Origin of the sequence: Nocardia sp. NPDC057440 (assembly GCF_042802915.1) — a bacterium.
In the GTDB taxonomy this organism is placed as follows: domain Bacteria; phylum Actinomycetota; class Actinomycetes; order Mycobacteriales; family Mycobacteriaceae; genus Nocardia.
In genome coordinates this window covers 474,942-489,777 of record NZ_JBHVDF010000005.1, presented here as the reverse complement: position 1 = coordinate 489,777, position 14,836 = coordinate 474,942, and the positions used below count along the sequence as shown (strand labels likewise).

At 65.3% G+C, this 14,836-nt stretch carries 10 protein-coding genes; 6 read left to right on the top strand and 4 right to left on the bottom strand.

Features of this window, described 5'->3' with window-relative positions; all coding sequences use genetic code 11:
* Window positions 1-118: 118 nt before the first annotated feature.
* Genes yidC through rpmH form a run of 4 tightly spaced genes read right to left on the bottom strand, consistent with a single transcriptional unit; the run spans window position 119 to window position 2,158 of the window.
* Window positions 119-1,207 carry a membrane protein insertase YidC gene (gene yidC / locus ACFU4Z_RS13530; RefSeq protein ID WP_379062473.1) on the bottom strand — a complete coding sequence of 363 codons (1,089 nt, stop codon included), beginning with the start codon at window positions 1,205-1,207 and terminating at the stop codon, window positions 119-121.
* A 4-nt stretch (window positions 1,208-1,211) separates the two neighbouring features.
* A complete protein-coding gene (yidD, locus tag ACFU4Z_RS13525) occupies window positions 1,212-1,559 on the bottom strand; it encodes a membrane protein insertion efficiency factor YidD (RefSeq protein ID WP_379062471.1) in 348 nt (115 codons plus the stop codon).
* Window positions 1,556-1,993, bottom strand: a complete 438-nt coding sequence (rnpA, locus tag ACFU4Z_RS13520; protein ID WP_379062469.1) for a ribonuclease P protein component — start codon at window positions 1,991-1,993, stop codon at window positions 1,556-1,558. The genes yidD and rnpA overlap by 4 nt, the downstream gene beginning before the upstream one ends.
* A gap of 21 nt (window positions 1,994-2,014) precedes the next feature.
* Entirely contained in the window at window positions 2,015-2,158 is a 144-nt protein-coding gene (gene rpmH / locus ACFU4Z_RS13515) for a 50S ribosomal protein L34 (RefSeq protein ID WP_209885332.1), read from the bottom strand.
* A 589-nt stretch (window positions 2,159-2,747) separates the two neighbouring features.
* On the opposite strand from rpmH, the gene dnaA reads away from it, so the two are divergent.
* The 6 genes from dnaA (at window position 2,748) to gyrA (ending at window position 14,449) form a co-directional block, all read left to right on the top strand.
* A complete protein-coding gene (gene dnaA, locus ACFU4Z_RS13510) occupies window positions 2,748-4,784 on the top strand; it encodes a chromosomal replication initiator protein DnaA (protein WP_379062467.1) in 2,037 nt (678 codons plus the stop codon).
* Between the two features lie 845 nt (window positions 4,785-5,629).
* On the top strand, window positions 5,630-6,811 hold the full coding sequence (dnaN, locus tag ACFU4Z_RS13505) for a DNA polymerase III subunit beta (RefSeq protein WP_379062465.1): 1,182 nt from the start codon (window positions 5,630-5,632) through the stop codon (window positions 6,809-6,811).
* Window positions 6,812-7,047: 236 nt separating this feature from the next.
* Window positions 7,048-8,316, top strand: a complete 1,269-nt coding sequence (gene recF, locus ACFU4Z_RS13500) for a DNA replication/repair protein RecF (protein ID WP_379062566.1) — start codon at window positions 7,048-7,050, stop codon at window positions 8,314-8,316.
* 333 nt (window positions 8,317-8,649) lie between these two features.
* Complete coding sequence (locus tag ACFU4Z_RS13495) at window positions 8,650-9,219, top strand: DUF721 family protein (protein ID WP_379062463.1); 570 nt, start codon at window positions 8,650-8,652, stop codon at window positions 9,217-9,219.
* A gap of 597 nt (window positions 9,220-9,816) precedes the next feature.
* The gene (gene gyrB, locus ACFU4Z_RS13490) at window positions 9,817-11,871 is read left to right on the top strand and encodes a DNA topoisomerase (ATP-hydrolyzing) subunit B (protein WP_379062461.1); all 2,055 of its coding nucleotides are present in this window, start codon (window positions 9,817-9,819) and stop codon (window positions 11,869-11,871) included.
* Between the two features lie 61 nt (window positions 11,872-11,932).
* Entirely contained in the window at window positions 11,933-14,449 is a 2,517-nt protein-coding gene (gene gyrA, locus ACFU4Z_RS13485) for a DNA gyrase subunit A (protein ID WP_364904906.1), read from the top strand.
* The last annotated feature ends 387 nt before the right edge of the window (window positions 14,450-14,836 follow it).

Here is a 14,836-nt window from a genome sequence, read left to right as displayed (position 1 = left end):
CACAGTGGCGTCCCCTCCGTCGGTCTCAACAGTCATTTGATTTCCTTCATCTGCTTATCGCGCGGACCCGGTGACGGGGCGCCGGCCGGAAGCGCGATCAGGGGGTTGCTCAATGCGTTCAGCGCCGGCGCTTCTGGTTCGCACGGCCTCGGGTTCCCGGCCGCCGCTGGCCACCGGGCCTGCGTTGTCCGGATGCCTTGCCTGTCGCGGGCTTCGCGGTGCCGTTCGTCGACGGGGGAGCGTCGGCCGACTCGTTGTCAGTCGATTCTGCGGCGTCGACCGCGGTCTGCTTCTTCTTGGTACTGACCGGCTTGGCGCCCGGCTTCGGCGCGTTCTGCGCACGCAGCTCCAGCTTCGCCTGCTTCTTCTCTTCTTCTTCCTTGGCCATGCGGCCGAAGACGAGGTGTTGCTGCCCGTAGGTCCAGATGTTGTTGGACACCCAGTAGAGCAGGATGGCGATCGGCAGGAACGGACCACCGACGAGCACGCCGAGCGGAAACACCCACAGCGCGAGCTTGTTCATCATCGCGGCCTGCGGGTTGGCGGCCGCTTCGGGAGTCTGGCGCTGCACAGACGCCCGCGCGTTGAAGTGGGTTGCCAGACCGGCGATGACCATCAACGGAATCGAGACGAGGGCGATGCTCAGCTTCGACGGCACGCCGCCGTAGTCGGCGAACGCCTCGAGCTGACTCATCGGGCTGGTGATGAAGGCCGAGATGGGGGCGCCGAAGATACGCGCCGTCAGGAAGGACTGGACGTCGGTAGCGCTGAAGACATAGTTCGGCGTGTGCGCGTTGTCGTAGGCCGACATACCGAGCTGTCCGATGCCGGTGCCGGTGCGGTTGAAGGAGCGCAGCACATGGAACAGACCGAGGAACACCGGTACCTGCGCCAGGATCGGCAGGCAGCCCATCACCGGGTTGAAGCCGTGGTCCTTCTGGAGCTTCTGCATCTCCACCGCCATCTTCTGGCGGTCGTTCTTGTACTTCTTCTGCAACTCCTTGATCTGGGGCTGCAGCTCTTGCATCTGCTTGGTCGTGCGGACCTGCTTGACGAATGGCTTATAGAGCAACACTCGCAGCGTGAAGACCAGGAACACCACGGCAAGGGCCCAGGTGAGTCCATTGTCCGCGCCGAACGCGAACCCGAAGACCCGATGCCAGAACCAGAGGATCCAGGACACCGGGTAATAAATGAAGTCGAGCACGGCTCTATGCACTCCCGTCGTTCGTGTCGCCGATCACCGCGCGCGGTGATCCTTTACAAGCATCTGGCGCCGGCGTCTCAGGGTCGGCGGCCGACTCGTTCCCTGCGCGTTTTCTGCGCTCCGGAACGGGGTCCCACCCACCAGGGTGCCAGGGCGCACATTTCGCCAATCGCACGACCGTCAATACGAGGCCGACGAACAGTCCGCGCGTGCGAAGCGCGGTGACGGCGTACTCGCTGCAGGTCGGGGTGAAACGGCACACCGGCATGCGAGTGGGGGAGACGTAGGTGCGGTACAGCTCGATCACAAAGATCAGGGCATTGGCAGGCAGTCGAACAAGGGTCGCCTTCACGACCGATCACCAGCGGCCGCGCCACGGGGCTCTGTTGTGATGCCCAGCTTGCGTAATGCGCCGCGTAGCTGACGAAGCAGTTCTTCCGAGTCGGCCTCCGCCGCGCCGGGTAGCGCGCGGATCACGATGTCGGTCTCGGCGGGCACGTCGGCGGTCACCTTGGCGCACATATGACGCAGGCGGCGGGCCACCCGGTGTCGAACCACCGCGGAGCCCACCGCCTTGCTGACAATCAATCCGAACCGTGGCCCGCCAATGCGAACCACCGATCCGGCTGTTGCCGGATCGTCCTGTCGTCCACTCGCGCCCACGATTCCGTCATACCCCTGCGCAAGCGCATGTACGACCAGATCTCGCCTCCCGATTCGCTGGCCGCGGCGCACCGTCCGGGAGAAGTCGGCACGATGATGCAACCGATACGGCTCAGGCAGCACCCGAGCGTCCGAAAGCGAAGATCAGGCAGTGAGGGTTTTGCGGCCCTTGCCGCGACGCGCGGAAACGATGGCGCGACCCGCACGGGTCCGCATCCGGAGACGGAAGCCGTGAACACGCGCCCGACGACGGTTGTTCGGCTGGAACGTCCGCTTGCCCTTGGCCACGGTCAACACTCCTCGAGTAAGTGGGCGCCAGTCGGCACCCGAAGTATGGGTATTACGTATTCGCGATGAATCGCAGTCTGGTCATCATCGGCGCGCGTCGGTCCTGGCGCACAGGTCTGGCTTGACCAACCGCGGTCAGCACAGGACCGCCACCGCACCAAGGGGTGACTGTACGAGGGTACTGATCGGCCAGGAGCGGGTCAAACTCGGCCCACCTCTGCGCAGGTTACGAATTCGCGTGGTCTGCGTGAGTTCGTCCACACCCCTAGCCGCAGGCCACCTCGGCAACCTGTGCTTGTAGCCAGAAGCTTGCTGAAGAACTGCAGGTCCGGGCGTTGTCACGGACGAATGCGAGCACGTTTCACCTTTCCCCAGAGTTCTCCACATCTGTGGATAATTGTGTGGAAAGACCCCTGGAGTGGCATATTCGTAGGGCCGACGGTGCCACGTCGCCGCCTGGGATGGGGGAATCCGGGCAGCGTCCGAACCTAACGGACGTACGCAGGATCATCAAAATCTACCTTGCCCGGTAGCTGCCCGCGTACCCCGGCCGTCTGCTCCTATCGCCTACTTCCGGGGAGGAACCTGCATGGACGACGAGCAGAACGTGTTGGCCACCGTGTGGCCAGAGGTGGTTGCCGAGCTCACCACCGGCTCACCTGATGGTGCCATCCCGCCGGTGACCAGGGCGCAGCAAGCCTGGCTGAAACTGGTCAAGCCGCTGACCGTGGCCCAGGGTTTCGCTTTGCTCTCGGTGCCCTCGTCGCTGGCTCAGGAAGCCATCGAACGCGATCTGCGCGAACCCATCCTGCGCTCGCTGGCCCGGCGCCTCGGCCCCCAGGTGGAAGGACTCGGCGTCCGGATCGCGGCGCCGACCACCCAGCCGTCGGAGCGGCCCGGCAATTCGGCGCGCCACGCCAGGATGACAAGCAGGCCGGAGCGGAGCAGGGACACCGGTCGTGGGCCTGCCGGGTATCCGTCGGCCGACTATCCCGGCCGCAGTGACTATCAAGCGCCGCGCTACGCCCCCCAGAGCGACTTCCCAGCGCCGTCCAATGACTACGCACCGCAGTCGAACGACTACGCCCCTGCGTCCAATGACTACGCGCCGACGTCGGACTACCCGGGTGCCGACTACGAACCTGAGTACGTGCCGTCCCAGGACTACGTGCCCGCCGCCGAGTACACACCCAACGGCGACTACCACACCGATGATTACCCGACCCGTGGCGACTACCCGAGCCAGGGCACTCGCAGGGAAGGCCCCGGCGGACCGACGCCGGAGGTAATGCCCGCGCCGCGCCGCGACTCCGGGATGCCGCCGCGCCGCGACTCCATTCCGCCAGGACAGGAGTCACTGTTCACCCCGGAGCCTCCGCCGATGCGCGGTCCGGCCAGGACGCCGATGCGTGAGGACAGCCGCCCGAGCGAAGATCCAGCGATCGCCGCGGCACACGAATCGGTCCGTGAGCCGATGTCCCGTGAACAGATGTCCGACAATCCGCGCGACCGCGACGACGAGCCCGTCGTCAACGTGCGCAACTCCTGGCCCACCTATTTCACCAAGACCCAGGAGACCCCGGCGCAGTCGAACTCCTCGGCCAGCCTCAATGCGAAGTACACCTTCGAGACGTTCGTGATCGGCGCATCCAACCGCTTCGCGCACGCCGCCGCCGTGGCCATCGCCGAGGCCCCTGCCAGGGCTTACAACCCACTGTTCGTGTGGGGCGCTTCCGGTTTGGGCAAAACGCATCTGCTGCACGCGGCCGGCCACTACGCCCAGCGGCTGTTCCCCGGGATGCGGGTGAAGTACGTCTCGACCGAAGAGTTCACCAACGACTTCATCAACAGCCTGCGCGACGACCGCAAGGTCGCCTTCAAACGCCGCTACCGCGAGACCGACATCCTGCTTGTCGACGACATCCAGTTCATCGAGGGTAAGGAAGGTATCCAGGAGGAGTTCTTCCACACCTTCAACACCCTGCACAACGCCAACAAGCAGATCGTCGTCTCCTCGGACCGGCCGCCCAAGCAGCTGGCCACTCTGGAGGAGCGGCTGCGGACGCGGTTCGAGTGGGGCCTCATCACCGACGTGCAGCCGCCGGAGCTGGAGACGCGCATCGCGATCCTGCGCAAGAAGGCACGAATGGACCGGCTGGACGTGCCCCACGATGTGCTGGAGCTCATCGCGGGCCGGGTCGAGCGCAATATTCGTGAGCTGGAAGGCGCGCTGATTCGGGTGACCGCCTTCGCCTCGCTGAACGGTCAGCCGCTGAATCTTCCGCTGGCCGAGGTGGTGCTGCGTGATCTGATGCCCGATACGGCCGCCCTGGAGATCAACGCGGCGACGATCATGGCCGTCACCGCCGAGTACTTCAACACCACGCTCGAGGAGCTCACCGGACCGGGCAAGGCGCGGCCGCTGGCACAGGCCAGGCAGATCGCGATGTACCTGTGCCGTGAGCTCACCGATCTTTCACTGCCGAAGATCGGTCAGGCCTTCGGGCGCGACCACACCACGGTCATGTACGCCGACAAAAAAGTACGCAAGGAGATGACCGAGCGCCGCCGGGTCTACGACCAGGTGCAAGAACTAACAGCCCGGATTAAACAGCGTTCGCGCTGATCGCAACTAACACCCACTGCACCGCCCCTGAACTGGGGCGGTGCATTTTTTTGGCTTGTGGATTCCTCGAGGAATCCCTGTGGAGTCCTCGAGGAATCTCCTAGTTGTGCACCGGTTCGTGCACAGGGCGGAGGAGCGGGTCCGGCGCCGGGACTAACAGGGGTGGATTCAACAGTCTCCACAGCGGTTGCTCCCCAGGCATCCTGACCAGCGCACTACTCGGTCAATGCCTTGTGGATTCCTCGAGGAATCCATGTGGAGTCCTCGAGGAATCCTCGAGTTGTCCACGAATCGGTGCACACGTGTGAACAACAGGGTGAATCTGGTGGAACAACTCGAGGAGCACTCGAGGATGGATGCTGAACAACTTCGGAGCCTCCACAGACCCCTCCCGTTCATCCTCGAGTCGCCCAATGGCCATCCCCACGGCACCACACCCTCGGACCTGCGAAGACCGCCCTAGTCCACAGATTCCACAGTGCCTACTACTACTTCAGTTCTTCTTCTTAGAGAACTCTCTTCAAAACAGGGTGTGTGGAAAGTTCGTTGGTGAGCGTCGCCTCCGTGCCACTCGCCGAAAAGCCGGCAAGGACGCAACCGGAGACCGATCCACAGACAGGTCCGACCGGCATCGGACAACCGAGGAGTTCCGCGCAGTCACGCGTCGAGAAAGACGCGCACTCGGTTGATCGGCTCGGAGGGTCGGACTAGGTTCAGGTGCCGCACGCGAGTACGGTTTGGTGTCGGTCGCCTGTGCCACACTTTTCAAGGCGGCCGATTCAGCACCCGTTCGAGAACTGACGAGCCGAGATAGATCACGGAACCGGGAGAGGACAGATCGGGCGATGGAGCTTGCAGGCATGAAGTTTCGGGTCGCACGAGAAGACTTCGCCGAATCCGTTGCGTGGGTCGCTCGTAGCCTCCCGTCCCGGCCTCCCGTCCCGGTGCTCGGCGGTGTGCTGCTGGTCGCCGATGAAGGCGGGCTCACCGTCTCCGGCTTCGACTACGAGGTCTCCGCGCAGATGCGGGTCGCGGCCGAGGTCGCGGGTCCCGGCCAGGTGCTTGTCTCCGGCCGACTGCTCGCGGACATCACCAAGGCACTGTCCAACAAGCCGGTCGATGTCTCGCTCGACGGCACACGGGTGCTCATCGCGTGCGGCAGCGCGAAGTTCTCGCTGCCGACCATGCCGGTCGAGGATTACCCCCAGCTTCCCGAGGTGCCCCAGCAGACCGGCGAACTGAGTGTCGAGGTCTTCTCCGAGGCGGTCGGCCAGGTCGCTGTCGCCGCAGGCCGCGACGACACCCTGCCGATGCTCACCGGCATCCGGGTCGAGATCGAGGGATCCAAGGTCGTGCTCGCGGCCACCGACCGGTTCCGGCTCGCGGTCCGGCACATCGAATGGCAGCCCGCCCGATCCGATATCGAGACCTCGGTGCTCATCCCGGCACGGACGCTGTCGGAAGCGGCGAAGACACTCGGCCCCTCCGATGCCCCGGTTCAGCTGTCGCTCGGCACGGGCTCCGGCTCGGGCTCGGATGGTCTGCTCGGCATCGTGAACGCTGGGCGCAGGACCACGACTCGACTGCTCGATGCCGAGTTCCCCAAGTTCCGTCAGCTGTTGCCGAAGGAACACACCTCGATCGCCACCCTCCAGGTGGCCACGCTGACCGATGCCATCAAGCGCGTCGCGCTCGTCGCCGAGCGCGGTGCTCAAGTGCGTCTGGAGTTCTCCAGCGAGGGCCTGCTGCTGTCCGCGGGCGGCGACGACGCCGGGCGTGCGGAGGAGTGGCTCGAGGCCGATTTCCGTGGCGAATCGCTCACCATCGCCTTCAACCCCGGCTACCTCATCGACGGACTGTCCGCGCTGCATACCGACCGGGTCACCTTCGGATTCACCACTCCGAGCCGTCCCGCGGTGCTGTTGCCCGCCAGTGACGAGGAGCCGAAGGTGCTCGAATCCGGTGCGTTCGCCGCGCTGGATAGTGTGTACATCTACCTGCTGATGCCGGTTCGGCTTCCGGGCTGAGCGTCTGTGCATGATCGGGTGCTGCACGCTCCGGCGCAAGCGACAGCGCGGCACAGCGGTTCGAACCTCATAGGGACGCAGCGGTATTCGTTGTCCACACCATCCACACGGGCGCGATCCATCCACAGTTCTTCCACAGCATGTGATTGGCCCTCAATTCCTTCGGCGTTCGCACGACCACACCCGATCCCGTGGCCTCTACCAGCGGCGATGACAATCAGGTCGAGGTAGGCGGGATGTTCATCAGGGCGCTGTCGCTGCGTGATTTTCGGTCCTGGGAGCACGCGGAACTCGAATTATCCCCAGGTCGAACGGTTTTCCTCGGCGCCAACGGCAATGGCAAGACCAACCTGCTCGAGGCGATCGGTTATCTGGCCACCCTCGGCTCGCATCGGGTCGCCGCGGACGCGCCGCTGATCCGGCTCGGGACCGAACGCGCCAGAATCGGCGCCACCGTCGTGAACGCCGGTCGTGAGCTCCGTATCGATCTGGAACTGAACCAGGGCGCCGCCAATCGCGCCCAGATCAACCGCTCACCGGTCCGCAGGCCGCGCGAGATTCTCGGCATCCTCCAGACGGTGCTCTTCGCGCCCGAGGATCTCGCGCTGGTGCGCGGTGATCCCGGTGAGCGCAGACGGTTCATGGACGAGTTGTGCACAGCCAGATTGCCTCGGCTCGCCGCGGTCCGCGCCGACTACGACCGCGTGCTGCGGCAGCGTTCGGCGTTGCTGAAAACCGCAGGGCGCCAAGGGCGATCGAGGGGATCCGGCGCCGCCGAACTGACTACCCTCGATGCCTGGGACGGGCACCTCGCGTCGCATGCCTCGGTGCTGCTCGCCGAGCGCTTGCGGCTTGTCCACGACCTGTATCCCTATCTCGCACAGTCCTATGCGTCGATCGCGCCCGAATCACGGCCCGCCGCAATCGGTTACCGCAGTGCCACGCTGCCTCCGGAATTCCTGGATCCCGCCCGGGCGCCACTGCCCGGGGACATCGAGGCATTGGAGGCGATCATGCTGCGGGAGCTGGCGGCGGCGCGACCGAAGGAGTTGGAGCGCGGCGTCTGCCTGGTCGGCCCGCACCGCGACGATCTCGACCTGATGCTCGGCACCGCGCCTGCCAAGGGGTTCGCCAGTCACGGCGAATCATGGTCCTTCGCCCTTGCCCTTCGCCTCGGTGCCTTCGAACTGCTGCGTGCTACCGCGGCGGAGCCGGTGCTGTTGCTGGATGATGTTTTCGCCGAACTCGACCGCCGCAGGCGCACCGCACTCGCGGCGGTGGCCGCGGGCGCGGAGCAGGTATTGATCACCGCCGCCGTCCCCGAAGACGTGCCGGCGGAACTGGCGGCGGTTCCGCTACGCGTGGAAACGAGTGGTGGGTCCGACGGCCGGATCTCCCGGATCGTGGAGTCGGTAGCCGAGGCGCTCGACTCACCTTCGGACGAGGGCGCAGGTGTCGGCGACGACATCGCGACCAGCCCGGATAACGCCTCCGCGACCAACTGACGGGTTCGGGCACCCTGTCGGTGTGCTCCCGTACAGTGACCCATGCGTCGGCGGTGCTGCCACCGGCGCGGATAGGTCGGCCGGACTACCAACACTTGTGGATAAGTTCGGCTCGGTAAGCCGCTTCCCGGACCGGTGGATCCCGACTCGGTGTGGCATCGACCGCTGCCGGGCAACAAAGAAAACGCCGAAATGGGCGTGGAATGTGATGGCCCACACCCTTGGCTGATCGTTCGGTCGCGGAATCCCTCGCCGCGCACCAGCGAGCGGGCGGCTGGGGACAAAGTGAACAAAACTGGGGACAAAGCAAGTGCGTGCGAACGGAGCAGGTCGATGAGCGATCAGCCTGAGCAGAGCGCCTCCGCACCGCAGCCCGGTGCGGAGCCGGAGCTGCGTGGGATAGATCTGGCGCGGCGGGCGCTCGAGGAAGCCCGTGCGGCCGCCAAGGCCAGCGGCAAGTCGGTGGGGCAGGGACGTGCGTCACCGCGCCGGAATCTGCGGACCGGCGCCAGGCGGCGCACCGGCTGGTCGGGCGCGCGGCCGGACGAGCGTGATCCACAGCTGCTCGGCCGGCTGACCGGGTCGATCGCGAAGAACCGTGGCTGGTCGACGAAGGTCGCGGAGGGCATGGTTCTCGGCCGTTGGTCCGGCGTGGTCGGTGACGACATCGCCTCCCACGCCACGCCGGTGACACTGAAGGACGGCGTGCTCAGCATTGCCGCCGAATCCACCGCATGGGCCACCCAGCTGCGCATGCTGCAGGGACAGATCCTGGCGAAGATCAATGCCGCGGTCGGCCAGGGCGTGGTCACCTCGTTGCGCATCTCCGGCCCGGCGGCGCCGAGCTGGCGAAAGGGTGAACGGCATATCAAGGGGCGCGGACCCCGGGATACGTATGGCTAGTCATCGATCGGCCGTGGGCGTTCCACGTGAAACCGCTCATCGGGATCATCGAGGTGGCAACCGATTTCATGTTCCGGACATCGCGACGGAGTCGGACGTCAGCTGGGCCGTGGCGCGACAGCGGTGGTAGTCGGGTCACGCGCCCGGCCGCCGATTCTCCACTCGGCGATGCCCGACGCCCCGGTCCGCAATGGGCATACGATGCGTTGGCGGGCCTGTCACCTGCCCTGACAGTCCCGCTCCGAGCCGCCGCGCGGCAACCGAAATCTCGTCCCGAATGAAGCTCGGCAGACGACGGCGAAGCCGGGGCTCGGGCAATAACTCTCAGGGCAGCCGAGATGGATCGAAACCCTCGGAAGGCGGAACGGACCCGTCGTCGCTCGTTTTCTCGCATCCACGGAGCCGCCAGGGGTGTCGTAGGTGCATTGTGGCTTGGGTCTACCAGTAGGATGGTGACGTAACTAGCGGCGATACCTTCGGCGCGTTCGGCACAGCCCGCGCGTGGACCCCTGAATCTCGAGCAGACAAAGACCGGGCCCCACGTGTGCTATCCGACCGCTGTGCCGAGGATCAGCAAGTAAGGAGAGCTACCGACCAGTGGCTGCCAACGACTCCAATGAATCGGGCTCGACCAACGCAACATCGGGCAAGCAGGATTACGGTGCCTCTTCCATCACGGTCCTCGAGGGACTCGAGGCGGTCCGCAAACGGCCGGGCATGTACATCGGCTCCACCGGCGAGCGCGGCCTGCACCACCTGATCTGGGAAATCGTCGACAACTCCGTCGATGAGGCGATGGCCGGATACGCGAGCAAGGTCCAGGTCACCCTGCTCGCCGACGGCGGCGTCGAGGTCGTCGACGACGGCCGCGGTATCCCGGTGGCCCTGCACGCACAGGGTGTGCCGACCATCGAGGTCGTCATGACCCAGCTGCATGCCGGCGGCAAGTTCGATTCCGATTCCTATGCGGTGTCCGGCGGTCTGCACGGTGTCGGTATCTCCGTGGTGAACGCGCTGTCATCCCGGTTGGAAGCCGAGATCGACCGCGACGGCTACCACTGGAGCCAGAGCTACAAGGCCTCCGAGCCGGGCAAGCTGGTCCAGGGCGAACCTTCCAAGAAGACCGGAACCACCATCCGCTTCTGGGCTGATTCCGAGATCTTCGAGACCACCACCTACAACTTCGAGACGGTCGCGCGCCGCCTGCAGGAGATGGCGTTCCTGAACAAGGGCCTCACCATCGTCCTCACCGATGAGCGCGTCACCGACGCCGACGTCATCGATGAGGTGGTGAGCGAGACCGCCGAGGCGCCCAAGCACGCCGACCCGAACGCGCCCGCCGCGCCGGTCGAGCACAAGGTGAAGACGCGGACCTACCACTACCCGGGTGGTCTCGAGGACTTCGTCCGGCATATCAACAGGACCAAGCAAGCCATCCACAACTCTGTCGTCGGGTTCACCGGCAAGGGCACCGGGCACGAGCTCGAGGTGGCCATGCAGTGGAACTCCGGTTACTCGGAGTCGGTGCACACCTTCGCCAACACCATCAACACCCACGAGGGCGGCACCCACGAAGAGGGCTTCCGCGCGGCGCTCACCACGGTGGTCAACAAGTACGCCAAAGACAAGAAGCTGATCAAGGAGAAGGACGGCAGCCTCACCGGTGACGACATCCGCGAGGGTCTCGCCGCGATCGTCAGCGTGAAGGTCAGCGAGCCGCAGTTCGAGGGCCAGACCAAGACCAAGCTCGGCAACACCGAGGTCAAGTCGTTCGTGCAGCGCACCTGCAACGAGCACCTCGCGCACTGGTTCGAAGCCAACCCGGCCGACGCGAAGACCATCGTGAACAAGGCGGTCTCCTCGGCGCAGGCGCGCGTCGCCGCGCGTAAAGCGCGCGAGTTGGTGCGTCGCAAGAGCGCCACCGACCTGGGTGGACTGCCGGGCAAGCTGGCCGACTGCCGGTCCAAGGACCCGAGCAAGTCCGAGATCTACATCGTCGAGGGTGACTCCGCAGGCGGCTCGGCCAAATCCGGCCGAGACTCGATGTACCAGGCGATCCTGCCGCTGCGCGGCAAGATCATCAACGTCGAGAAGGCCCGTATCGACCGGGTGCTCAAGAACAACGAAGTCCAGTCGATCATCACCGCTTTCGGCACCGGCATCCACGACGAGTTCGACATCGGCAAGCTGCGCTACCACAAGATCGTGCTGATGGCCGACGCCGATGTCGACGGCCAGCACATCTCGACGCTGCTGCTGACACTGCTGTTCCGCTTCATGCGTCCCCTGGTCGAGCACGGGCACGTGTATCTCGCGCAGCCGCCGCTGTACAAGCTGAAGTGGCAGCGGTCGGAGCCGGAGTTCGCCTACTCCGACCGGGAGCGTGACGGGCTGCTCGAGGCGGGTCTCGCCGCGGGCAAGAAGATCAACAAAGACGACGGTGTCCAGCGCTACAAGGGTCTCGGCGAGATGAACGCCAAGGAGCTGTGGGAGACCACGATGGATCCCGCGGTGCGGGTGCTGCGTCAGGTCACCTTGGACGATGCCGCCGCGGCCGACGAGCTGTTCTCCATCCTGATGGGTGAGGACGTCGAGGCGCGTCGCAGCTTCATCACCCGCAATGCCAAGGACGTTCGCTTCCTCGACGTGTAGCCGACGTGAATTGCGCTGCGTCAACGCGAATTCCACGTCCGGTTCCTAAGGAGACCTACAGATGACTGAAACCACGCTGCCACCGAACGGCGGAGCGGGCGACCGGATCGAGCCGGTCGATATCCAGAACGAAATGCAGAACAGCTACATCGACTACGCGATGAGCGTGATCGTCGGCCGCGCGCTGCCCGACGTGCGTGACGGCTTGAAGCCGGTGCACCGGCGCGTGCTGTATGCGATGTACGACAACGGCTATCGGCCCGACCGTGGGTATGTGAAGTCCGCCCGCCCGGTCGCCGAGACCATGGGTAACTACCACCCGCACGGCGACGCCTCGATCTACGACACCCTGGTCCGGATGGCCCAGCCGTGGTCGCTGCGCTACCCGATGGTCGACGGCCAGGGCAACTTCGGTTCCCGAGGCAACGACGGCGCGGCCGCCATGCGGTACACCGAATGCCGGCTGACCCCGCTCGCGATGGAGATGCTGCGGGAAATCGACCACGAGACGGTCGATTTCGTCCCGAACTACGACGGCCGCTCCCAGGAGCCGACCGTGCTGCCCGCCCGGGTGCCCGCCCTGCTGATGAACGGCAGCAACGGCATCGCCGTCGGTATGGCGACCAATATCCCGCCGCACAACCTCAATGAGTTGGCCGAGGCGATCTACTGGGCGCTGGAGAACTACGAGGCCGACGAGGAGTCGACCCTCGCGGCGTGCATGGAGCGCGTCAAGGGCCCGGACTTCCCGACCTACGGCCTCATCGTCGGTGGTCAGGGCATTCACGACGCCTACACCACCGGTCGCGGTTCGATCCGGATGCGTGGTGTCGTCGAGATCGAAGAGGACAACCGTGGGCGCACCACGATCGTCATCACCGAGCTGCCGTACCAGGTCAACACCGACAACTTCATCAACTCCATCGCGGAGCAGGTGAAGGACGGCAAGATCGCGGGCATCTCCGATATCCACGACGAGTCCTCCGACCGTGCCGGTATGCGGATCGTGGTCACCATCAAGCGCGATGCCGTGGCCAAGGTGGTGCTGAACAACCTCTACAAGCACACCCAGCTGCAGACCAGCTTCGGCGCCAACATGCTCTCGATCGTCGACGGCGTGCCGCGCACGCTGCGCCTGGATCAGATGATCCGGTACTACGTCGAGCACCAGTTGGAAGTCATCGTCCGGCGCACCCGCTACCTGCTGCGCAAGGCGGAGGAACGGGCCCACATCCTGCGCGGCCTGGTCAAGGCGCTGGACGCGCTCGACGAGGTCATCGCGCTGATCCGGCGCTCGGCCAACACCGACACCGCGCGCACCGGCCTGATGCAGTTGCTCGATATCGACGAGATCCAGGCCACCGCCATCCTCGACATGCAGCTGCGCAGGCTGTCTGCCCTGGAGCGGCAGAAGATCGTCGACGAATTGGCCAAGATCGAGGCCGAAATCGCCGACCTCAAGGACATTCTCGAAAAGCCGGAGCGTCAGCGTGCGATCGTGCGCGACGAGCTGGTCGAGATCGTCGAGAAGTACGGCGACGAGCGGCGCACCAAGATCGTGGCCAACGACGGCGATATGGCCGACGAGGACCTGATCGCCCGCGAGGACGTGGTCGTCACCGTCACCGAGACCGGCTACGCCAAGCGCACCAAGACCGACCTGTACCGCAGCCAGAAGCGCGGCGGCAAGGGCGTGCAGGGCGCGGGGCTCAAGCAGGACGACATCGTCAAGCACTTCTTCATCAGCTCGACGCACGATTGGCTGCTGTTCTTCACCAACAAGGGCCGGGTCTACCGCGCCAAGGCCTACGAGCTGCCCGAGGCGAGCCGGACCGCGCGCGGTCAGCACGTCGCCAACCTGCTGGCGTTCCAGCCGGACGAGAAGATCGCCCAGATCATCCAGATCAAGGGCTATGAGGATGCCCCATACCTGGTGCTGGCCACCAGGAACGGCTTGGTGAAGAAGTCCAAGCTCTCGGACTTCGATTCCAACCGCAGCGGCGGCATCGTCGCGGTGAACCTGCGCGACGAGGACGAATTGGTCGGCGCCGTGCTGTGCTCGGCCGAAGACGATCTGCTGCTGGTTTCGGCGCAAGGCCAGTCGATCCGGTTCTCTGCCACCGACGAGGCGCTGCGTCCGATGGGCCGCGCCACCTCGGGCGTGCAGGGCATGCGGTTCAACGCCGACGATGAGTTGTTGTCGCTCAACGTGGTTCGCGAGGGTACCTATCTGCTGGTCGCCACCTCGGGTGGTTACGCCAAGCGCACCGCCATCGAGGAGTACACGGCCCAGGGCCGCGGCGGTAAAGGCGTATTGACTATCCAATACGACATCAAGCGTGGCACCCTGGTCGGTGCGCTCATCGTCGACGACGAGGATGAGTTGTATGCGATCACGTCCGGAGGCGGAGTTATCCGGACGGCGGCGAAGCAGGTTCGTAAGGCTGGACGGCAGACCAAGGGCGTGCGATTGATGAACCTCGCCGATGGCGATACGTTGCTTGCTATCGCGCGCAATGCCGACGAGCCCGAATTGGTCGACGGCGACGACGACACCACCGGTTCTCCCCAGCAGTAACCCCCAGCGGCGGCAACGAACGGATCTAAGGATTCCCATTGACCACTCCGAATCAGCCGAATGACGAGCGGCACCAGACGAACGGCGTGACCGAACGGATCGCACCGTCACCGATTCCGCCTCGGCCGATCCCTCGGCCGGTCGCTTCGGCCGAGAACGGGCAGCAGGGTGGCCCGCAGGGTGGTGCCCAGCCGCATGAAATGTCCAACCAGCAGAGCGATTTCGCCCCCAAGCAGGGTTCGCCGCAGCAAGCGGCCGCGCAGCAGGGTACGCCGCAGCAGTCGGGGGGGGGGGGGGAAGGACGCCCCCCCCGGCGGCGCAACTAGTCTCCACACTCGAGGCGGGCGGTGACATGAGCACCAGCCACCACGCCTGGTCGGGGTGCGG